Source organism: Aurantiacibacter sp. MUD61 (assembly GCF_027912455.1).
In the GTDB taxonomy this organism is placed as follows: domain Bacteria; phylum Pseudomonadota; class Alphaproteobacteria; order Sphingomonadales; family Sphingomonadaceae; genus Alteraurantiacibacter.
The window spans coordinates 2,919,515-2,940,329 of sequence record NZ_CP115446.1 but is presented as its reverse complement, the minus strand read 5'-3'; the positions used below and the strand labels follow the sequence as shown (position 1 = coordinate 2,940,329).

The window sequence follows — 20,815 nt, the reverse complement described above, 5'->3', positions numbered from 1 at the left end:
CTCCTCCGTCGGCTCGCTGGAACATCCAAGGAGGCCGATTAACAGAAGTAGAGAAGCCGGACGGTGCATCACGCCAGCGAGCTATCCAGACCCTTGCAAGCCTCGAGCAGCTCTTCGACCGCGTCGGTGCTGACCTTGAGGTTGCTCTTCTCTTCGTCGGACAGTTCGATCTCGATCACTTCTTCGGTGCCGCTTGCGCCGATCACAGTCGGGACGCCGACGTAAAGCCCGTCGAGGCCATACTTGCCTTCGACATAGCTGGCGCAGGGCAGGATGCGCTTCTGGTCGCCCAGATAGGCTTCGGCCATGCTGATCGCGCTGGTCGCGGGAGCATAATAGGCCGAGCCATTGCCGAGCAAGCCGACGATTTCGCCGCCGCCCTTGCGGGTGCGATCGACGATTTCGTCGATGCGGCTTTCGGACACGCCCTTGATCTTGGCGTAATCGTCAACCGGGATGCCGTTGATCGTGGTGTAGCTCTTCACCGGCACCATCGTGTCGCCGTGGCCGCCGAGGACGAAGGCGTTCACGTCCTTCACGCTGCAATCGAATTCCCATGCGAGGAAAGTGGCGAAGCGCGCGCTGTCGAGCACGCCCGCCATGCCCACGACCTTGTTATGCGGCAGGCCGGAGAATTCGCGCAGCGCCCACACCATCGCGTCAAGCGGGTTGGTGATGCAGATTACGAAAGCGTCGGGGCAGTTGTTCTTGATGCCTTCACCGACCGATTTCATCACCTTGAGGTTGATGCCAAGGAGGTCATCGCGGCTCATGCCGGGCTTGCGCGGCACGCCTGCGGTGACGATCACGACGTCGGCGCCAGCGATATCGGCATAGTCGTTCGAGCCGGTGATCTTCGCGTCGAAACCTTCGATCGGGCCGCACTGCGAAAGGTCCAGCGCCTTGCCCTGCGGCATGCCCTCGGCAATGTCGAACAGGACGATATCGCCCATTTCCTTCTTCGCTGCGAGGTGGGCGAGGGTGCCGCCAATCATGCCGGAACCGATGAGGGCGATTTTCTTGCGTGCCATGGGTAAGCCTTGAGTCCTTCAGTACGTGCGGGCGCGTGCCAATCGAACTGCCAGACTTCGCCGCAAGCGCCCAGCGGGACGAAAGTCTGATTTCGCTGCCCGCCCTAGGACGCTGGAAACGGCTTGGCAACCGTCTATCGGGATTAGTTTTTGATAAGAGTTCGCAATAGCAATAAGGTGCCTGCGATGGCTGCTGTTTTGGCCCTCAGCCAGCCTTTTTGTGCATGGGCTCAGGCCCGATAGGATGCACTACGCTGGATTGAACACGGTCCAGGCGGCTTTGTTCCTGCGCGAGCAGCATTGCCGCTGTGAAATCGGGTACAGCGCGGCTGAAATAATAGCCCTGGCCCAGCGTGCAGCCTGCCGCGCGTACGCTGTGGACCTGGTCGATCGTCTCCAGCCCCTCGGCAACGATTTCCATGTCGAGCGTGCGGCCCATCTCGGCAACAGCGCGAATGATGGCTTCGCTGCAGGTGGCCGCGTTCACGCCCGATACGAAGCTGCGATCCACCTTGATCGTGCGGAACGGATGCCGGTTTATGTAGGAAAGCGAGGAATAGCCCGTACCGAAATCGTCGAGCGAGAAGTGAATGCCTTCAGCCGACAGCATGTCGATGAAAGCCGCGGTGTTCTCATCATCTTCGAGGAAAAGATTCTCGGTCAGCTCCAGTTCGAGCCGTGACGGGGCAAGCCCAGCATCGCGCACCGCCGCCAGAATGCCCAGCGCGGCACCCGGCGCCTTGATCTGCACAGGCGACAGATTGACCGCTAGCGTCACGTGCTCCGGCCAGCTGGTTGCCGCCTTGGCCGCCTGGCGCGTGATCCAATTGCCCAGCGTGATGATGAGGCCGGTATCCTCTGCTACGGGAATGAACTCGTCAGGGTAGAGCTCACCCTTTTCGGGGTGAAACCAGCGCACCAGCGCCTCGAAACAGCGAATCCGCCCGGTGCGCAGGTCGAAAATCGGCTGGAAGAAAATCGACAGCTCGTCGCGCTGGATGGCGGCGCGCAGCTCGGCTTCGATTTCTTTCTTTCGCGCCAGTGCCCGCGTCATGGAATCGTGGAAGAAGCGCACTTCATTCGGCCCGCTCGCCTTGGCGTGATAAAGCGCGAGATCGGCGGCCTGCAGCAGGCCCGATTGCGTGATTGCATCATCGGGCATGGCAGCGACGCCAATCATCGATCCGCTTTCTATGCGATGCCCTTTCACGCGATAGGGCTGGGCCAGCGCATCGCGCAGGGCACTGGCGATTTCCTGCGCCTTGACCGCGGAGGCCAGCTTGGCGGCGACCACAAATTCGTCGCTAGAAAAGCGGCTGATGGCGGCGCCATCGGGCACATTCGCGCGCAGGCGCTCTGCCGCTTCCTGCAGAACCCTGTCACCGACAGCATGGCCGAGTGAATTGTTCGTTTCGATAAAACGATGCAGGTCGATCCACATCACGGTGAGCTTCGTGCCGAGCGGAAGGTCCTCCATCATGCACGCAAGATCGTGTTCAAAGCCGACGCGATTGGATAGGCCGGTGACAGGATCCACGCGAGAGCGCGCTTCCATCTCGCGCGCATATTCCCGATGCATCTCGGCTTCTGCGATCCGGTGGCGAAGCTGACGCGCTGTGTGCACTGCCGCGTATACGCTGCAAAGCGTCACCAGCGCGACGCCCGCCAGTTTGAACAGCCAATGCACCGGAAGGAGAAAAACACCTGCGACCAGCGGCGGTGTTGCCAAAAGGAAGGTGGGTCCCCACGAGGTTCCGCGCCGATTATCCGCATCGATACCGATCCGGCGCATCATATGCGAAAAAGCCGTGGGGGATTTGAGCCAAGCCATTGAGAAAGCACTTTATGTCGCTCGGGTCACTCAATGGTTAAGCAGCGCCTTACGCTATGGATGCGTAGTCGCGTGTCAGATTTCGGTAAGAATTTGATTTCTCGCAAAGAGATTAGATGGCGGTCTCGCCGGCACAGGCGTGGCTGCGATCGAGCTTGCGCGCCATCCGCCGATCGAGCGCGCGGCAGATCTCGAGCCACCATTCGAATGTTGGCCGGTCGCCTGCGCGCGCCGCAATTATCGCTTGCTCGCGAGCGTGCTGGGCTGCGGCCAGCCCATGCTTGGCAAAGTGGCGCAGCGCTGCATGCATATGCGCCGGATCGACCATATCGCCATTGTCATTGGCAGGCATGCGATGTGCAGCGCGCACCCGGTCTCGCGTCATGCGGGCAGGCATGGACGTGGCAGGGGCGGCAAATCGAATGGGCATGGGTGGAGTCAATCCGTTCAGTTCATAACAGGCGCGGCGCGGCGCGTGTCAGCTTTGTAAAACGGACTGTCTAATCAAGGGTGTGGCAGGATGGTTTCCGGAATCTTAGCGGTAATTCAGGGAGCTATCCTCAGGACCGTTCAATCCATCGTCCACTGTTGCGGAATTCGGGCCGCACGCTGCCGCTGCCTTCCTGGGCTTCTCCTGCCGGAGCGCTTGCCGCGGGCTGCGGGGCCTCGGTCGGTGCTGCGGGAGTTGTGTTGGGCGCGGGCGTGGCTGCAAACTGTTCGATGCTGCCGGGATTGACCGGGTCGGGGGCATCCTGCGTTACTGCTCTCGCGCGGCCGGGTGCAGGTTCTGCCCCTGCATAGCGGGCGGAGAAAGCATCGGGCTGGCCCGCGCGCCCGGGCCAGCGATAGAAGATATGCGCGCCGATAATGCCGACGGTTTCAAGGCTCGGGGCCCAATAGGGGCTGACCGCGAGTGTGTGGTAGTGTGTGGCCGTGCCGACGCGGGCATATACCACGCCCGAAAGCGCTTCCCTTGCAATGCGGCTGGCGCGGTTCCAACCGCTTTGCGATGGCTGGCGCGCGAGCGATCCGTCGCAGGTAAAGGTGAACTGGCAACCCGTCCGCCGCTCGCTGCCCTGATAGACAACGCCGCACACGCTGCGCGGATAGGCGGGGTGCGCCACACGGTTGAGCACCACCTGCGCCACAGCACGCTGGCCGGATTCGCTTTCGCTCGCCGCCTCGTAATAGATCGCCTGCGTCATGCATTGTTGCGCGCGAACATGGTCACGGTCGCTGCCGGTGATCCGTAGCACTGGCGCGGCGAGCGGCATGGTATCGCCATCGTCCGCGCGGACGAAGGCCGGGTCACCGATGACTTCGACCGGACCTGCAAAACCCGCCATTTCGACAAGCTCTGGCGATTGTTCGAGATAATAAAATGCCGACCCCGGAAAGCTCTGCCCCGGTGTTTCGAACGGCATCAGGTCCACTTGCGGCTGCTCCGGCTCGCTCTGCAATGCTTCCAGTGTGGCAGGCGCGGCAAGCGTAGGAATGGCCACGGCAAATGCCAGCACGCCGAGCTTCTTGGCAAAGCTCTGCGCACGCACTTTTGCCGGCACACGCTTGGTGCGGAAATCGCGCCGCGGCTGGGCAGGGAAGGCGGGGGACATGTCCACGATTATCCCATAGGCGCAAAAGCCTTGCCAAACACTTGCGATTTCCCCCGCGTTCCAGCGCGGGACGACGGGCCGCGCAAAGCTTGGCCTTGCGGACCGAAATTGCGGCGTTTAAAGGGGCATTCGACGTCACGGGTTGCCAGCGAAGGCTGGCCTAAGAGGGAAGCGGGTGAGGATCCCGCGCTGCCCCCGCAACTGTGACCGGGGAGGGACATCTTCTGTATGCCACTGCGCGCGGGCTTGCCGGGCGTGGGAAGGCGAAGATGGACCGCTGATCCGGGAGCCAGGAGACCTGCCTGCGATGGTCGCTTTTGCGGTCGGGCGGGGTGTACCGAAAGCAAACGGGAGAGCGTGTTCTGCGCTCCCTCCGTCACAAGCGGCAAGTTCGCTTTTGATAGGAGGTATTGTGCGTAAATTACTGTTTGTTGGTGTTTCTCTTTCAGCTCTGGCGGCGCCCACCATGGCGCAGGATGCCGATGATGAGATTGTGCTCGCCAGCGAGGTGGAGCGCGACAATGAAGACACCATCACTGTTACCGCCACCGGCACGCGCAGCCCGGTAGAGGCGTCCGGCCAGGCGATCACCGTGCTCGGTGCGGATGAGATCGCGTCGCTTCAGGGACCGGACCTCACCCGCGTCCTCGAACGCGTCCCGGGCCTCACTTACAGCCGCAGCGGCAGCCTTGGCAGCCAGACAAGCGTTCGCTTGCGCGGTGCCGAGGCCGAACAGGTGCTTGTCGTGCTTGACGGAGTGCGCGTCGCCGATCCGGCATCGCCTGCGGGCGGTTTCGATTTCGGCAATCTGCTCAGCAGCAACCTCGCCAAGGTGGAAGTGCTGCGCGGCTCCAACTCCACAATCTGGGGATCGGACGCGCTGGGCGGGGTGATCGTCGCTTCGACCTGCGCCGAGACCGGCCTCGATGGAGCCTTGGAATATGGCGCGAATGACAGCCTGACAGCGTCGGCGGCAGGAGGCATTGCCGACGCCGAGACCGGCTATCTCGGCGCATCCGCCAGCTATGCACGCACCGATGGTTTCTCCGCCGCGGCCAATGGGACCGAGGCGGACGGTTTCGAGCAGTGGGCGGTGGAAGGCTATGGCCGCTATTATATTTCGTGGGCAGTCGAAGCGTTCGCCCGCATCCGCCATGCCGAGGGCGAGCTGGAGATCGACGGCTTCCCCGCGCCGAATTTCACTCTCGCCGATACGGACGATGTGCAGGACACGCGGCAGACCTTCGGTTCGGCTGGTCTGATCCTCGATAACGGCCCGCTCTATGTGCAGGCCGCCTACAGCTTTGCCGACACCGCGCGCGACAATCTGGATGGCAGCGGCGTGGAGACCTTCACCAGCGAAGGCCAGTCCGATCGCCTGTCCCTGCGCGGTGAGTGGCGGCCCATCGGCCCGATCATCGTCAATTTCGGAGCGGAGAACGAGTGGACGCGCTACGAAACGCTGTTCGATGACGGCAATTCGGCGCGGCTCTTCGGTGCCTACACACAGGCCGGGATCGAATGGCGCGGTATCTCCGGCCACATCGGCGCGCGGGTGGATGATCACAGCGAATTCGGCAGCGAAGTGAGCTTCGGTGCGGATGCGAGCTATGCGGTGGCTGATAATGTGCGCCTGCGCGCCAGCGTGGGGGAAGGATTCAAGGCGCCGAGCCTGTTCCAGCTATATTCCGATTTCGGCAACCAACTGCTGACGCCCGAGCAATCGACGACTTTCGACCTCGGCCTCGCCTATGGCGGTCGCGCGCTGGACGATACGCCGTTCTACGCTGCGGTCACCTTGTTCCGCCGCGATACGCAGGACCAGATCGGCTTTATCGGCTGCTTCGGCAACACCGACCCGATCTGCGACAATCGGCCTTTCGGCACTTACGACAACATCGCCCGCACGCGCGCCGAGGGTGTCGAGGCCGAACTGCGTGGCCAAATCGGAGAATCCCTGCAGCTGGCTGCAGCCTACGCATTCACCGATACCGAGAACCGCGACACCGGCAATCGCCTCGCCCGCCGCCCGCGCCATGCTGCGACCTTCACTGCCGAGTGGGCTCCGCTTGAAGCGTTCTCGCTCGGTGCGGACCTCCGGATTGTCGGCGCGAGTTTCGATGATGCAGGTAATTTCACGCGCCTCGATCCGTATGAAGTGCTCACGCTGCGCGCTGCCTATGATGTGACCGAGCAGGTCCAGCTTTACGGCCGGATCGAGAATGTCTGGGATGAGGATTACCAGACCGTCGCCGGATATGGCACGCGCGGTCGGGCCGTCTTCATCGGGGCGCGGCTGGCGCTGTGAGACTGGCCGTCGCCTTGCTGCTGACGCTGGCGGGGTGTTCCCAGCTCGGGACTGAGCGGGCGAGTGCCGAACATCCCACCATTGTCAGCCTAAATCCCTGCGCGGATGCGATCCTTGCCGAGATCACCGCGCCGGGGCAGCTTCTGGCGATATCGCATTACAGCCACGATCCCTCCGCCAGCTCCATGCTGGCAGAGGACGCGGCGCGCTATGCCAGCACCGGCGGAACGGCAGAGGAAGTGATCGCTCTCTCGCCCGACATGGTGGTGGGCGATATCTTCATGGCCCCTGCCACGCGCCGCGCTTTCGAGCAGGCGGGCATTCGCGTGGAGACGATCGGCATTGTTTCAAGCGTCGAAGAAAGCGCCGCGCAGATAGAGGCGCTGGGTGCGGCCACAGGGAATGATCACTCCGCTGCGATCATGTCTGTGCGATTGCAAGACCAATGGGAAGGCCTCGGCTGGCAGGGAGAGCGCATTCGGGCGCTGCTGATACAGCAGGGCGATATTGTGCCCGGTGAGCAATCGCTTGCCCATGCGATGCTTGAGAACGCAGGTTTTTCCAGTCTCTCCGCCGCGCGCGGTCTAGGGCAGGGGGCCTATCTGCCGCTGGAGCAAGTGCTTGCCGATCCGCCGCAGGTGGTGATTGCAGCGGGCGATACTCGGATGCTGGAGCACCCGGTGCTGAGTGAGGTTGGCGGAGTGGAGCGGCACAGCCTGGATTCCTCGCTCCTCTATTGCGGTGGCCCGACAATTCCCCGCGCGCTGCAGCGCCTGCTCGAAATCAGGCGACAAGTGGGATGACCCGCGCATCGCTCACCTTTGGCGTGCTGTTGCTCATCGCCATACCGCTTTCCCTTCTCGCAGGGCGGGTGTGGATCGATCCGGCGGGCGGCACTGGCAATGCGGCACTGATCCTCGCCGAGCTGCGGTTGCCGCGCGCGGTATTGGCGGTGGTGATTGGCGGAGGACTGGGCGCGGCGGGCGCGGCGATGCAGGGCTATCTGCGCAATCCGCTCGCCGATCCGGGCCTGTTCGGGATTGCTCCGGGCGCGGCCTTCGGTGCGGTGATGGCAATCTGGCTGGGCACGGCATCGACCGTCATCCTCACCGGCTCCGCGCTTGCCGGGGCTTGCGGAGCGATGGCGCTGCTCGCACTGATAGCCGGGCGCACCGCCAATCCGGCCCATGGTATTGCGCTTTTCACGCTCGCCGGGATGATGATCGCCAGCCTTGCAGGCGCGCTGACAAGCCTTGCGATCAGCCTTGCGCCCAATGCCTTTGCCATGAGCAGCATCGTCACCTGGCTGATGGGGGCGCTCACCGACCGCAGCTGGGATGATGTGACACTCGCCGCACCGCTGATCCTCGCTGGAGTTCTCGTACTGTGGCGCGCCGGTAAATCTCTCGATGCCCTGACACTGGGAGAAGAGGCCGCGCGCTCGCTCGGCGTCAATCCGCGCAGGCTGATGTGGGCGATGGTGCTCGGCACCGGCCTCACCGTGGGCAGCGGCGTGGCCGTGGCCGGGATCATCGGCTTTGTCGGCCTGATCGTGCCGCACCTCGTGCGCCCGCTGACCGACAAGCGCCCGTCCAGCCTGATCGTGCCGAGCGCACTCGCAGGCGCCCTGCTGGTGCTGGTGGCGGATGTCGTGTGCCGCATATTGCCGCTGGTGACAGAACTGCGGCTCGGTATAGCGCTAAGCCTGATCGGCGCGCCGTTCTTCCTCTATCTGTTGCTACGAATGCGCAGAGGACTGGCATGATGCTCGCCTGCGAAAACCTATCCGTTGAGCGCGGCAACAAGCGCGTGCTCGACGATATCAGTTGCGCTCTGATGCCAGGCGATATCACCGCGATTTGCGGTCCCAATGGCGCGGGCAAATCCACGTTGCTGTCGGCGATGGCGAATTTGGTCGAGGCGTCATCTGGATCAGTGAAGCTGAGCGAACGCGACATCGCAGCGATGCATCCGCTCACCCGCGCGCGCAATATCGGCTATCTGCCGCAATTGGCGCAGGTGGCGTGGGATGTGTCCGTCGCCAACCTTATCGCGCTGGGCCGCCTGCCGCACGGCGATGCAGGCGATGCGGAGATCCGTCAGGCGATGGGTGTCTGCGATCTCGACGCCTTCGCGGATCGCCCCGTCTCGACACTGTCGGGCGGAGAGAAAGCCCGCGCCTTGCTCGCTCGCGTGCTCGCCGGGACCCCGCAATGGATCCTCGCCGATGAACCGCTCGCCGCGCTGGATATCGCCCACCAGCACACCATGCTGAAGGTGCTGCGCGACGAAGCCGATGCGGGCTGCGGCGTCGTTCTGGTGCTGCACGATCTGTCGCTCGCGATAAACCATGCGGACCGGGTGCTGGTATTGAGCGAGGGCCGATGCGTAGCGGATGACAGGCCTGAAATTGCGCTCGCCTCGGATGTCGTCGACCGCGTTTGGGGTGTGCAAAGCCGCTGGATCGGGGAACCGGGCGAAAAGGCAATCGTCGTTCACGGGTGAGCGATCATGAGCCTCTGGAACAGCGCTGGTTTGCCCTGACGCGCGAGCAAATGCCCGCCGCCGCGCCGGAGAAGGACTGGCCCGTTCGCTTCGACCATTGCTTCCAGCGCATCCTGCTCGATAACGCCTGCGGCCAGCCATGGCGTGAAGTGATCGCAGCACCCGCCTATCGCAATGCCGATCGAAAGCTGCTCGAACAGGCAATCGCATTGGGCGAACGAGCACTCGCGGGTGATGAGGACCTTACCGAGCTCAATCGCACGTCCCTGCGGCTGCGCGGGAAGCTGTAGTTCCGGACGAAGAAAGGGCCGCCGGATCGCTCCGACGGCCCTTCTTCTTGTGCGTCTTAAGAAACTTACTGAACGCCCTCGGCCCCGGCAGGCTCGGTGTCGCCCGGGATCAGTCCACGCGCTTCGAGCAGCGGCTCGACGCGCGGGTCGCGGCCAGTGAAGTCACGGAACATCTGTTCGTAAGTCTTCGAGTGGCCCTGGCCGAGGAAGCTGTCCACGATGTGGTCGCCCATTTCGCGGGTCATGCCGCCATTGGCCTCGACATAGCTGTACGCATCGTGATGCAGCATTTCCGTCCAGGTGTAGGCGTAATAGCCCGCATCATAGCCGTGCTCGAAGATGTGACGGTAGTACGGCGTCTTGTAGCGCGGCGGCACGAGGTCGCTGCGCAGGCCGATCCGCTCAAGCGCGGCGGCTTCGAAGCCCATCACATCGTCGACACGGGTGTTCGGGTCCATCGAGTGCCATTCCATGTCCAGCAGCGATGCGGCGATCACCTCGCCAAAGCTGTGGCCCTGGTTGAACCGGCCGGCGCGATTGATCGCTTCGACCAGTTCCATCGGAATGACTTCGCCCGTTTCGTGATGGCGTGCATAGCGCTGGAGGACTTCGGGCAGGGCCGCGAAATTCTCATGGAACTGGCTGGGGAATTCCACCCAGTCGCGCGCCGTGTTCGTGCCCGAAAGCGAGGGATACTGCTGATCGGCAAAGATGCCGTGCAGCGCATGGCCGAATTCGTGGAACATCGTTTGCACATCGTCCCACGTGGCGAGTGCCGGTTCACCCGGAGCGGGCGGCGCGACATTCTGCGTATTGGTGACGACAGGGCGCAGGCCAAGCAGATGGCTCTGTTCCACGAAATTGCTCATCCACGCACCGCCACGCTTGCTGTCACGCTGCATCGGGTCGAAATAGAACAGCGCAATCGGCTCACCATCGTGGAAGACGGTGTAGACGCTGACATCCGGATGGTAGGTCGGGATGTCGTTACGCTCTTCAAAGGTCAGGCCGTAAAGCTCGCCCGCCATGTAGAAGATGCCATCTTCCAGCACGCGGTCGACGACGAAGTACTGTTTGATCTCTTCATTATCGAGGGCGTAGCGTTCCTGGCGGACGATCTCAGCGTAATATTCCCAATCCCACGGGGCGAGATTAAAGTCGTGGCCGTCCTGTTCGATGCGATCCTGCAGTACGGCAGCCTCGCGTTCCTGCGTAGCGCGCAGGGCCGGGACCATGTCGGTCATGAAACCGATGGCCGTTGCCGGATCGGACACCATGCGATCGTACATCTGCCAATTGGCATGCGTCGGCTCGCCGAACAGCTGGGCGCGGCGATTGCGCAGGGTGATCACTTCCTGGATCAGCGGCAGGGTCGAATTCTCGCCCGACTGGTTGCGATCGACGCTGGCGCGATAGATGCGCTCACGCACATCGCGATTGTCGAGCTGCGAGATGATCGGAACGCCAGTCGTGTTGCTGACGGTGAGCATATAATGCCCGTCATGCCCGCGATCCGCAGCAAGCGCGGCGGCAGCGGCGATCTGGCCATCGGAAAGACCGGCAAGCTCTTCACGCGATTCCACGACGATGGCAGCATCGTTCTGGCCGCGCGTGATCAGCTGGGAAATCTCGGACGAGAGCGAGGAAAGCCGCTCATTGATCGTGCGCAGTTCGGCCTGCTCGGCATCGCCCAGCAGCGCGCCGCCATGCACGAAGCGGTTGTAATAGACTTCCAGCAGCATCGCATCTTCGGGCGTCATCGCCATCGCTGCGCGGTTGTCGTAAATCGTGCGGACGCGGTCGAAGAGTTCGGGGTTCAGGTAGATGCTGTCGCTCATCGCCGCGATCTGCGGGGCAAGGGCGGCATCGGTTTCGGCTATCGTGTCGTTGATGTTCGCCGAAACGATCTGGCTGAACGCGCCATAGCTGCGCGAGAAGACCTGTCCCGAACGCTCCATGGCGACGAGGGTGTTTGTCATCGTCGGCGGGTTCGGGTTGTTGGCGATGGCTTCCACTTCGGCGAGCTGGATCGCGATCGCTTCTTCGATAATGCCCTGCCACTCGCTGTCTTCGATCTGGTCGAATTGCGGGGCGTGCATGTAAAGCGGAGACAGCTCGGCAAAGATGCTGGTCGCTTGAGGAATTTCGGGGTCGTAATCGACAGTTGCGGTTCCGGGCAAGGATGCCATTTCGGTCTCCTGCGGGGTGGCGCACGCAGTGGTTGCGGCGATAATCATTGTGGTGGCTAACAGGCGCGATTTCATATTCGGGCGGCCTCTCATCTTTCTTCTGGTTGTGGCGGGCCGGGCGAAGGACTCGCCCGGTTTCCATTGAAACGAACATCTACTCATAGCAGGCCAAGCTGCCAAGGTGCTGAACGAGGGGTGGGGGTTACGCTCACCCTACTCGGCAGGCGTCAATTCGGCAGGCGGGAGCGTTTCGGCCTCTTCATTGGCCGCGGCGATGATTGCTTCGTTGAGCGCCTGCCGGTTGACCGTGCGCAGACGCGGCCTGCCCCCACGTTCGGTCGCTACCAGCCACACCGAACCCAGTTCGAAAAAGCCGCCCTGATCGGGGACGACAGTCATGTCGCCCAGTTCGATCCGCTGCAGCAGCTCGAGCATCTCGGGCGGGAAGATTTCATCGAAATGTGCCTCGATCTCCACCGCCTCCGGCATATCGCGTCGCTCGCCGGCATGGTCGATGAATAGGAGCGGCACCTCGATTTCGCCGAGCAGGGCGGCGCGATCCTGCGCTGATGCTGCTTGCCTTATGTCTGCCAGCATGGCTTCGAATTCGCTGGGTGTTGTCCCTGTGGCGCAGGATATCGAGCCGCCCTCGACACGATCATTGGCGAGATCGAATTCGCGATCGGGATTTGGTTTTTCCGCCCACAGATCAGTCAGGCAATCCGCTTGGTTATTCGCCTGAGCTTGAGTCACATAATCGGGCAGGGCAGCGGTGCTCGAGGTTTCACTCTCTGGCGGGACGTCAGCCCCGTCCGTGATAAATCCGCACGCGCCGAGCATGAGCAGCGCCGCCAACGCGCCGAGGCGCGCTGACGTTCTACCATTGGTTGTGAGGGAAGCACCGGGCATACCGCTCTTCACTTCATGCGTGTTTCGATTGGAAATCGGCTTTATCAGGCGGACACTTCGCCCGATACACTGATTTCGATCGGGCGCGGGTCGCCGTATGCAGCATCAGTGAAAATGGCCTGACGACGCTCCGAGCGATAGATCAGGCCATTCGCCTTCGATCCCGCTGCTGTGTGGTACCGCAATTCATCTGCAATACCCTGATAATCGCCTGCCTTGATCGCGACGTTGAGCTTCGGGCTCTTGTCTTCCGAAACATTGCCTTCGCCGACATTGTAAACGAGGTCCACCAAAGCGTCGAATTCGTACTGATAAAGCGGCAGGTCACCGACCAGCCTTTTCACAGCCTCTTCGGCGTGCCGGATATCCTTTTCGAGGAATGCGATGGCCTGCTCATAAGTTATGGTATCTCCGACCTTCAGATTGTCTGCAGGACGGACAAGGTGGCCGACCCCGACAGTGGGATAGCCCGCGACGTCACGATAGACCGTAAGCATGACACCCTCTTCCTCGGCCAAAGCTTCCTTCATCGCCTCGCTGACGGATAGCTGATCGGCATCTACGCGGTATTTCATGGCGTCAATCGCCGCTTCAGCGACCGTATGTGTGGGAGCCTGGCGACCATATTCGACTGCGCCGGGGCTCAAGGCCATAATACCGGCGGACAGCGCGAGAGCGGTTTTACGCTTACCCCGGCGATTGTCCAAAGACTTGCTCTTCCGGCGCATTCGGCGAACGAGTTCACGAACCATCTCGCCACGCATCCAGCGCGCGAGTTTGCTCATTTCTTTTTGCTCAGGCGTGCGCGGCTTCTCGGGCGGCGAGGGTGGTGGATGCGTCGCCCCTTCGGTGCCTTCTGCAGGCAGTCGCTTAGCAATGATCGGCCCTGTTTTGTCGTCGGACATGACGGTTTTGTTTTCTTTCTGGGCGATGCGCGGATTTCGAATGCTAAAACATGCCCGTTAGTGTGCGTCTTCAACCTATCAACGGCTGAGAGCCGCGCTCGGTCCACGCTTCGTCCGATTGAGCCCACGGTCTGGCCTTAGCGCTTGCGCTGTTCCGGCGCTGCGAAGCGCATTCTGCGGTCAGCCAAATGTCTCAATTTGCTCGTAAATTGCGCCCTGAGGCGTCAAATTGCTCTCGTAAAGCGCAAAGCCCTCTGCCCGCCATGGGCCAATTGCCAGATCACTATGCTGCGCGATCCAGCCCGCGATTGGTGCACTTCCTGAGCTGAGCCGCGCAAGGGTGATGTGAGGCACGAATTTGCGGGTCACCGGCTCCAGCGCCGCGCGGCGACAGGCCATTTCAACCGAATGCTGCAAATTGCGGAGCCCATCGGATGGCTCCACTCGCGCCCAGATCGCAGTCGGCCTGCGCTTTGTCTCGAATTGCCCGACACCTGCAATCCTGACGTCGAAAGGCGCGATGGGCACACTGTCCAGCGCCGTCACAACATCGTCGAACATGTGCCGATCCACCTCGCCGATGAAGCGAAGGGTAATGTGGAGGTTGTCGGCATCCTGCCAGCGCGCTCCCGCGACGCCTTCCATCGTGTCGAGAAGGATGTCGCAGACCTCTTCAGGAGGGCGCAAAGCAACGAACAGGCGGCGGCTGGACATGGCTCGCCCCATGCCACGCGGTCGCTTTTATGGCTAGGCGCTCCGGCCTGCCAGAGCGATCAATCGCAATATTCGTAATGGCCCGCCCGGCACAGGCGAACAGCACGCCGCCACGCTGCCAGATCGGCCTCGTAATCGGCGCGGTCACGTTCGTAATCCGCCATGTCTTCGCGATACTGGTCCTGCCGCTCGAACTGCTCGTCGTAAGCGCGAACCCGCGGCGCGTTGCGCGCATCGCGTTCGCGCACATAGCGCGCCTGCTCGAGATTCAGCCGACGGATCTCCGCCGCATCGGCTTCACGCTCCTTAGCGCTGCGACGATCGATACAATCACGATCCTGCATGCAGGCCTCTGCCGGCGCATGAAGCGAAACCGCGCCAAGTCCAAGCGCGGCGGTAACAAGCAATAGTTTCATTAGGTGCGACCCCTTCCTGTCCAATGCGATAATACGTCCCGAAGATTAACCGCAACCCGACGAAACAGGCTTAACGCGCCATCCGTCGCGCGCTCGGCACAAGTCGTCGCGACACAGCAAAAAGGGCCCGGGGAGGTAGTTCCCCGGGCCCTTCCTGTCCGGATCGCCTTACCACGCGATCCGGTCTGAACTTCGGCTCAGCTGCCGCGCTGGACGCTGAAAGAAGTGTAGGCGAGGCGCGTTCCGTCTTCGCTGCGAGCAGCAGCGATTACGGTGTTGCGGGTCTGCTGAACCGAAGCGATGGTTTCGCGCATGCACTGGCGCACCGGTCCACCGAAAAGGGCATTGGGTTCTGCGCGGCCGCAAACCCGCTGGGCTGCAGCACGAATGCGGCTGTCGAGCAGGTCGACGCCTGCATCGCTCTGCAAATTAAGATCGGCGAACACGACTGTCGCGCTGGGGCCACTGTGAGCCGTTTCGTGCGAATCCTGGGCATTGGCGCCCGGTGCGATCGTGAGAGCCGAGAAAGCGGCGAGGGCGGCAAAAGCAAAAGTCTTGGTCATGGTTCATTCCTCCGTTTGTGAAGTCCGGATCGGACGATCAGAGGGATGCGGGATTTGAGGCTTATGGTGCTACCAAATCGGCCTGATTTTTAGCTTATGGTTTCGTGATTTTTGCCGAAATCAGTCGATTGTTGCCCTCAGGGCGTGATTCTTCATGGAAAATGTTGCATCACGGATGCAGCGCTTTGGCAGGCGCGAATGTGGGGGGCAGTGATGAACATCGAAGGCACGGGCAGCTTGTCATCGCCGCGCATCGACCTTGCGCATGAGCAGCCCTTCACTCTCGGCCCGGTGCTGGTGGAGCCTGCATTGCGCAAACTGACGGCGGGCTCGGATGAGGAAACCGTCGAACCCAAGGTCATGCAGGTGCTGGTGGCGCTGGGGCGCGACCCGGGTGCCATACTCTCGCGCGACGATCTCATCGATTGCTGCTGGGAGGGGCGCATCGTTGGTGACGCTTCGGTAAACAGGGTGATGAGTCTGCTTCGTTCCGTCCTTCGCGAGCTGGCCGATGAGGCTGTGACCATCGAGACATTGCCGAAGGTTGGCTACCGCGTACTGGTGACCAAGGCCACTGTGGAAGAGGAGCGGCATGGAGAGGCCAGTCCAGCAGCTATTAAGGCCCGTTCGCTGCGATCGCGGCCTCTTGCGCTGGCCGGGATCGTGCTGGCCGTGTTGCTGGTGGTCGCGCTCGGCTGGTTCTGGGCTTCGCGGCCCAATACCGCGCCACTTACCGTGGTCATGCTTCCTATCGAAGCGAGCGAGGGCATAGACCCGCTCTATGCCAGCGGCATGGAGGCTGAAATCCGATCGCAACTCGGGCGCAGCGTGAACATGGAAGTGCGCACCGGCGATAGTGCGGGCCAGCTGGTGGAACAGGGGCGCAGTCCGCAGCAGATAGGTGAAGCGCTCAATGTGGATCTCGTCTGGCAAGGTGAGATCAGCAATTCGGCCAACAGCGTCGTGCTCGACGTAAGGCTGGTCGCTGCCGCCGATGGCGAGGAGGTTTGGCAGGAAAGCCTGCAATCCGCTCCCAATTCCGCGCAATTCCTGCCCACTCGGGCGGTTCGTGCAATGCTGGAGGCGTTGGGTCGCGCACCCAACCCGGAGGCCCGCCAGCCAACTGTCAGCAGCGAGGATTACGCGCTCTACCTGACTGCCATGGGCCTGATCCGCGGTCGCGGGACCGAGCAAAGGCTGGCGGCTGTCGATATTCTCGAGCAGGTTGTCGCCCGAAACCCGAGATTCGCCGATGGCCTGGCCGGGCTGGCGAAGGCCAATTTTCTTTACCCGACTACGGATAGCGCCATTTCGGTCGAGCGACGGGAAACTGCTTTGGAGCTCGCCGAAGAGGCGCTTGCCCTCGATCCGCGATCCGTCGACGCGCTGAAAGTCTCTGGAATGCTGCTGACCGATTCAGAGGAACGATTGGCGCGCCTGCATCGGGCAACGGAGATCGACCCCGGTGATGCCGAAGGCTGGTTTTGGCTAGGAATCGTTCAAAGGCAGGCCATTCCCTTCGGTGGTGATTTCATGGAAACGTCGCGACGCATGGTCGCGGTTGACCCTCTCTGGCCCGCAAGTTGGAGGGCATCGGATGGCGCAGTCGAATTCGGTGATTTTGCGCTTGCACGCGATCTTGAAGAGCGCATCATCGCTGCCTCGGCTACCGAGCCCCAGCGCGAGCTCGCCCGGGCTCGGCTGGTGCGACTTGACGGAGATCTGTCTGAATTCCTTCGCATGGTGCGCGATGTCACACCGGATTTAAGTGAGGCAGAACAGCGCTGGGGATACTACGCGCAGCTGCGCTTTACCCGTTTCCTACTCGGCCTCCCGGCAGAGCAGGCGCGCGTCGTATATCCGCGGGACGCCTTTGTGGAGAAACTGCGACAGAATGAGCTGCCGACGCTGGCAGAATTTCGCGAGGCAGGCTTGGACGGCGCGGATTTCTGGGGGGAAGGGCATATCGTCTCGGAAGCCACTCCCATGCTGCTGCGCGAGGGACGCGAGGCCGAATTGCTGCAATTCTACGACGCGAGGTTCGCCGGCACGGAGGATTTCATTCAATGGGCCGAAGGCCTTGGTGTGCCGTTCCAGATCATCCCCCAAATGTCTCCCTACATGGCGCTCGCCATGCAGCGGCTGGGGCGCGATGGGGAAGCGCGCGAGCACATTGCCCTCGCACGCCGATACAACGAGCGCTGGCGCGAGACGGGGACGACGACGGTTTTCTCGCTGCTTGCCCAATTGGAACTGGCGGCCATCGAGAATGACGAGCCATCTGCCATCGCAATCGTTCGCCAGCTGCCCGATTACGGTTGGCCGCTGCAACTGAGCCACATGGATAACCAGGCGCTCGGCCTGCTGGTTGACGATCCGCTGTATGACAGAGTGCGCGAACTGCCGGAGGTGCGCGCCGTGCTCGACCCGATCAGGGCACATATCGCGAGGGAGCGGGCCGAGGTGCTGGCCCTCGGTCTGTGAAGGGAAGCTATCTCTCTTGACCCGCGCGAACATTTAGGGAACATTGCGCCCCCGTCGGCGCCTATCGCGCTACGTCCATCAGCCCCTCTGGACTTAGTGCCAGACAGCCCCCACTTGGACCGCCATGGCTCTTACCAAAATCTCCGTCAAAGGCGCCCGTGAGCATAACCTCAAGGGTGTCGATATCGACCTGCCGCGCGATGCGCTGATCGTCATCACCGGGCTTTCCGGCTCGGGCAAGTCGTCGCTCGCTTTCGATACGATCTATGCCGAGGGGCAGCGGCGTTATGTCGAGAGCCTGTCCGCCTATGCGCGGCAGTTCCTCGAGATGATGCAGAAGCCCGATGTCGAGCATATCGATGGACTGTCTCCCGCGATTTCCATCGAACAGAAGACGACGAGCCGCAATCCGCGCTCGACTGTGGCGACCGTCACCGAGATTTACGACTACATGCGCCTGTTGTGGGCGCGAGTGGGCGTGCCGTATTCGCCCGCCACCGGGCTGCCGATCGAGGCGCAGACGGTCTCCAACATGGTCGACCGGGTGATGGCTTTGCCCGAGGGCACGCGGCTGTATTTGCTCGCCCCGGTGGTGCGCGGTCGCAAGGGCGAATACCGCAAGGAGCTGGCCGAGTGGCAGAAGGCGGGCTTTACCCGGGTGCGCATCGATGGCGAGATGTACGCGATCGAAGAGGCCCCCGCGCTCGACAAGAAGTTCAAGCACGACATCGAAGTGGTCGTGGACCGCCTTGCGGTGAAGGAAGGCTTGGAAACGCGCCTTGCCGACAGCTTCGAGACTGCGCTCAAGCTCGCCGAGGGGCTGGCCTATGTCGACCTCGCCGATGGCGTGGTGCCGGGGCGCGAGGACGAGGCCGAGGGTGGCGGCGCGATGAAAGGCGCAGGCCTGCCGCCCAACCGCATCGTGTTCTCCGAGAAATTCGCCTGCCCCGTTTCCGGCTTCACCATCGAGGAGATCGAGCCGCGGCTGTTCTCCTTCAACGCGCCGCAGGGGGCCTGCCCGACGTGTGACGGCATCGGCGAAAAGCAGCTGTTCGACGAGCAGCTGGTGGTCCCGAACGAGGATCTCACGCTGAAGAAGGGCGCGGTTGTGCCGTGGGCCAAGTCCAACCCGCCGTCGCCCTATTACATGCAGGTGCTCGGCAGCCTTGCGAAGGAATTCGGCTTCACGCTGGAAACCGCATGGAAGGACCTCTCGCGCGAGCATCAGGACATCATCCTCTACGGCACCAAGGGCAAGCGCGTGCCGCTCACCTTCAAGGACGGGCGCAAGCAGTACACGGTGCAGAAGCCGTTCGAGGGCGTGATCGGCAATCTCAACCGCCGCATGGCGCAGACCGAGAGCGCGTGGATGCAGGAGGAGCTGGCCAAGTTTCAGACCGCGCAGCCGTGCGAGACGTGCCACGGCGCCCGCCTCAACGAGAAGGCACGGGCGGTGAAGATCGACAGCACCGACATCAGCCAGCCCACGCGCTATTCGGTGTCGGACGCGCTGGAATGGTTCGAGAACCTGCCCGAAAAACTCACCGACACGCAGAACCAGATCGCCCGCGCCATCCTCAAGGAAATCGTCGAGCGGCTGGGCTTCCTCAACAATGTCGGGCTCGATTACCTCAACCTCGATCGCACCAGCGGCACGCTGTCCGGGGGCGAGAGCCAGCGCATCCGCCTCGCCTCGCAGATCGGCAGCGGCCTTTCCGGCGTGCTCTACGTGCTGGACGAGCCCTCCATCGGCCTCCACCAGCGCGACAACGATCGCCTGCTCGAAACATTGAAGCGCCTGCGCGACCTCGGCAACACCGTCATCGTCGTCGAGCATGACGAGGACGCCATCCGCCAGGCGGACCATATCGTCGATCTCGGCCCCGGCGCGGGTGTGCGCGGCGGCGAAGTGGTGGCGCAGGGCACGCTCAAGCAGATCCTGAAAAGCCGCAAGAGCCTCACCGCCGATTACCTCACCGGGCGGCGCGAAATCGCGGTCCCGGCAGAGCGGCGCAAGGGCAATGGCCACAAGCTGACGGTTCATGGCGCGCGGGCGAACAACCTCAACAATGTCACCGCCAGCATTCCATTGGGCACCTTCACCTGCATCACCGGCGTTTCGGGCAGCGGCAAGTCCAGCTTCACCATCGACACGCTCTATGCCTCCGCCGCGCGCACGCTCAACAATGCCCGCGTGGTGGCGGGCGCGCACGACAAGGTCACCGGCCTCGAATATTGCGACAAGGTGATTGAGATCGACCAGTCGCCCATCGGCCGCACTCCGCGCTCCAACCCCGCGACCTATACCGGCGCCTTCACCCAGATCCGCGACTGGTTCGCCGGCCTGCCCGAAAGCCAGGCGCGCGGCTACAAGCCGGGCCGCTTCAGCTTCAACGTGAAGGGCGGCCGGTGCGAGGCATGCACGGGCGATGGCCTGATCAAGATCGAAATGCACTTCCTGCCCGATGTCTACGTGACGTGCGAGGAATGCGGCGGCAAACGCTACAACCGCGAAACGCTTGAAGTGAAGTTCAAAGGCCACTCGATTGCCGACGTGCTCGACATGACGATCGAGGACGCAGAGGGCTTCTTCAAGGCCGTGCCCCCCATCCGCGACAAGATGCACATGCTGAACGAAGTGGGGCTGGGCTATGTGAAAGTCGGCCAGCAGGCGACGACGCTATCGGGCGGAGAGGCGCAGCGCGTAAAACTCGCCAAGGAACTCAGCAAACGCAGCACCGGCCAGACGCTCTACATCCTCGACGAGCCCACCACCGGCCTGCATTTCGAAGATGTGCGCAAACTCCTCGAAGTACTCCACCGGCTGGTGGACCAGGGCAATTCGGTCGTGGTGATCGAGCACAATCTGGATGTGATCAAGACAGCGGACTGGATTCTGGACCTCGGCCCCGATGGCGGTGTGCGCGGCGGTGAGATTGTTGCCGAGGGCACCCCCGAAGAAGTGTCCAAGGTAACAAAGAGCTACACCGGCCAATATCTCAAACCGATGCTTGAGAGGGCGCGGAAGGCTGTGGATTAGATCGAGAGTGCGGGTAA

At 62.3% G+C, this 20,815-nt stretch carries 17 protein-coding genes and 1 riboswitch; of the genes, 7 read left to right on the top strand and 10 right to left on the bottom strand.

Annotated elements, in window-relative coordinates; translation table 11 throughout:
• Positions 1–68 precede the first annotated feature (68 nt).
• The 4 genes from mdh to O2N64_RS14185 form a co-directional block, all read right to left on the bottom strand.
• Positions 69–1,031, bottom strand: coding sequence for a malate dehydrogenase (gene mdh, locus O2N64_RS14200; RefSeq protein WP_271078229.1), 963 nt, complete (start codon positions 1,029–1,031; stop codon positions 69–71).
• A 205-nt stretch (positions 1,032–1,236) separates the two neighbouring features.
• Positions 1,237–2,862, bottom strand: coding sequence for a putative bifunctional diguanylate cyclase/phosphodiesterase (locus O2N64_RS14195; protein WP_271078228.1), 1,626 nt, complete (start codon positions 2,860–2,862; stop codon positions 1,237–1,239).
• Positions 2,863–2,974: 112 nt separating this feature from the next.
• Positions 2,975–3,292 (bottom strand): hypothetical protein, encoded by a 318-nt coding sequence (locus O2N64_RS14190; RefSeq protein ID WP_271078227.1) that lies wholly within the window; start codon positions 3,290–3,292, stop codon positions 2,975–2,977.
• 130 nt (positions 3,293–3,422) lie between these two features.
• Positions 3,423–4,475: a cell wall hydrolase gene (locus O2N64_RS14185; RefSeq protein WP_271078226.1), complete on the bottom strand. Its 1,053-nt coding sequence runs from the start codon at positions 4,473–4,475 to the stop codon at positions 3,423–3,425.
• 122 nt (positions 4,476–4,597) lie between these two features.
• Positions 4,598–4,795, top strand: a riboswitch (cobalamin riboswitch).
• Between the two features lie 92 nt (positions 4,796–4,887).
• On the opposite strand from O2N64_RS14185, the gene O2N64_RS14180 reads away from it, so the two are divergent.
• From O2N64_RS14180 to O2N64_RS14160, 5 genes are read left to right on the top strand one after another with little or no spacing between them, the layout of a single operon-like run.
• Entirely contained in the window at positions 4,888–6,783 is a 1,896-nt protein-coding gene (locus tag O2N64_RS14180) for a TonB-dependent receptor plug domain-containing protein (RefSeq protein WP_271078225.1), read from the top strand.
• On the top strand, positions 6,780–7,586 hold the full coding sequence (locus tag O2N64_RS14175) for an ABC transporter substrate-binding protein (RefSeq protein WP_271078224.1): 807 nt from the start codon (positions 6,780–6,782) through the stop codon (positions 7,584–7,586). The genes O2N64_RS14180 and O2N64_RS14175 overlap by 4 nt, the downstream gene beginning before the upstream one ends.
• Positions 7,583–8,548, top strand: a complete 966-nt coding sequence (locus tag O2N64_RS14170; protein WP_271078223.1) for a FecCD family ABC transporter permease — start codon at positions 7,583–7,585, stop codon at positions 8,546–8,548. The genes O2N64_RS14175 and O2N64_RS14170 overlap by 4 nt, the downstream gene beginning before the upstream one ends.
• Positions 8,545–9,288, top strand: a complete 744-nt coding sequence (locus tag O2N64_RS14165; RefSeq protein WP_271078222.1) for an ABC transporter ATP-binding protein — start codon at positions 8,545–8,547, stop codon at positions 9,286–9,288. The genes O2N64_RS14170 and O2N64_RS14165 overlap by 4 nt, the downstream gene beginning before the upstream one ends.
• Complete coding sequence (locus O2N64_RS14160; RefSeq protein ID WP_271078221.1) at positions 9,285–9,578, top strand: GCN5-related N-acetyltransferase; 294 nt, start codon at positions 9,285–9,287, stop codon at positions 9,576–9,578. Before O2N64_RS14165 ends, O2N64_RS14160 begins: the two co-directional genes overlap by 4 nt.
• Before the next feature lie 65 nt (positions 9,579–9,643).
• Here O2N64_RS14160 and O2N64_RS14155 read toward each other — a convergent pair whose 3' ends face one another.
• The 6 genes from O2N64_RS14155 to O2N64_RS14130 all read right to left on the bottom strand — a co-directional run bounded on the left by O2N64_RS14155 (position 9,644) and on the right by O2N64_RS14130 (position 15,274).
• Positions 9,644–11,767 carry a M3 family metallopeptidase gene (locus O2N64_RS14155; protein WP_271078220.1) on the bottom strand — a complete coding sequence of 708 codons (2,124 nt, stop codon included), beginning with the start codon at positions 11,765–11,767 and terminating at the stop codon, positions 9,644–9,646.
• 213 nt (positions 11,768–11,980) lie between these two features.
• Positions 11,981–12,676 carry a hypothetical protein gene (locus tag O2N64_RS14150; RefSeq protein WP_271078219.1) on the bottom strand — a complete coding sequence of 232 codons (696 nt, stop codon included), beginning with the start codon at positions 12,674–12,676 and terminating at the stop codon, positions 11,981–11,983.
• 44 nt (positions 12,677–12,720) lie between these two features.
• Entirely contained in the window at positions 12,721–13,461 is a 741-nt protein-coding gene (locus O2N64_RS14145; protein ID WP_271078218.1) for a lysozyme, read from the bottom strand.
• A 300-nt stretch (positions 13,462–13,761) separates the two neighbouring features.
• Positions 13,762–14,295, bottom strand: a complete 534-nt coding sequence (gene thpR, locus O2N64_RS14140; protein WP_271078217.1) for an RNA 2',3'-cyclic phosphodiesterase — start codon at positions 14,293–14,295, stop codon at positions 13,762–13,764.
• Between the two features lie 59 nt (positions 14,296–14,354).
• Positions 14,355–14,711, bottom strand: coding sequence for a hypothetical protein (locus O2N64_RS14135; RefSeq protein ID WP_271078216.1), 357 nt, complete (start codon positions 14,709–14,711; stop codon positions 14,355–14,357).
• Positions 14,712–14,908: 197 nt separating this feature from the next.
• Positions 14,909–15,274 (bottom strand): UrcA family protein, encoded by a 366-nt coding sequence (locus O2N64_RS14130; RefSeq protein WP_271078215.1) that lies wholly within the window; start codon positions 15,272–15,274, stop codon positions 14,909–14,911.
• Positions 15,275–15,487: 213 nt separating this feature from the next.
• Here O2N64_RS14130 and O2N64_RS14125 point away from each other — a divergent pair, with 213 nt between their 5' ends.
• Positions 15,488–17,758, top strand: a complete 2,271-nt coding sequence (locus O2N64_RS14125; RefSeq protein WP_271078214.1) for a winged helix-turn-helix domain-containing protein — start codon at positions 15,488–15,490, stop codon at positions 17,756–17,758.
• 124 nt (positions 17,759–17,882) lie between these two features.
• On the top strand, positions 17,883–20,798 hold the full coding sequence (uvrA, locus tag O2N64_RS14120; RefSeq protein WP_271078213.1) for an excinuclease ABC subunit UvrA: 2,916 nt from the start codon (positions 17,883–17,885) through the stop codon (positions 20,796–20,798).
• The last annotated feature ends 17 nt before the right edge of the window (positions 20,799–20,815 follow it).

What these genes read in the sequence shown, in the direction of transcription:
- O2N64_RS14155 (WP_271078220.1), bottom strand. Translation starts at nt 11,767, where the DNA reads ATGGCATCCTTGCCCGGAACCGCAACTGTCGATTACGACCCCGAAATT.
- O2N64_RS14190 (WP_271078227.1), bottom strand. Translation starts at nt 3,292, where the DNA reads ATGCCCATTCGATTTGCCGCCCCTGCCACGTCCATGCCTGCCCGCATG.
- O2N64_RS14185 (WP_271078226.1), bottom strand. Translation starts at nt 4,475, where the DNA reads ATGTCCCCCGCCTTCCCTGCCCAGCCGCGGCGCGATTTCCGCACCAAG.
- O2N64_RS14170 (WP_271078223.1), top strand. Translation starts at nt 7,583, where the DNA reads ATGACCCGCGCATCGCTCACCTTTGGCGTGCTGTTGCTCATCGCCATA.
- O2N64_RS14150 (WP_271078219.1), bottom strand. Translation starts at nt 12,676, where the DNA reads ATGCCCGGTGCTTCCCTCACAACCAATGGTAGAACGTCAGCGCGCCTC.
- O2N64_RS14125 (WP_271078214.1), top strand. Translation starts at nt 15,488, where the DNA reads ATGAACATCGAAGGCACGGGCAGCTTGTCATCGCCGCGCATCGACCTT.
- O2N64_RS14145 (WP_271078218.1), bottom strand. Translation starts at nt 13,461, where the DNA reads ATGAGCAAACTCGCGCGCTGGATGCGTGGCGAGATGGTTCGTGAACTC.
- thpR (WP_271078217.1), bottom strand. Translation starts at nt 14,295, where the DNA reads ATGTCCAGCCGCCGCCTGTTCGTTGCTTTGCGCCCTCCTGAAGAGGTC.
- O2N64_RS14130 (WP_271078215.1), bottom strand. Translation starts at nt 15,274, where the DNA reads ATGACCAAGACTTTTGCTTTTGCCGCCCTCGCCGCTTTCTCGGCTCTC.
- O2N64_RS14135 (WP_271078216.1), bottom strand. Translation starts at nt 14,711, where the DNA reads ATGAAACTATTGCTTGTTACCGCCGCGCTTGGACTTGGCGCGGTTTCG.
- O2N64_RS14195 (WP_271078228.1), bottom strand. Translation starts at nt 2,862, where the DNA reads ATGGCTTGGCTCAAATCCCCCACGGCTTTTTCGCATATGATGCGCCGG.
- uvrA (WP_271078213.1), top strand. Translation starts at nt 17,883, where the DNA reads ATGGCTCTTACCAAAATCTCCGTCAAAGGCGCCCGTGAGCATAACCTC.
- mdh (WP_271078229.1), bottom strand. Translation starts at nt 1,031, where the DNA reads ATGGCACGCAAGAAAATCGCCCTCATCGGTTCCGGCATGATTGGCGGC.
- O2N64_RS14165 (WP_271078222.1), top strand. Translation starts at nt 8,545, where the DNA reads ATGATGCTCGCCTGCGAAAACCTATCCGTTGAGCGCGGCAACAAGCGC.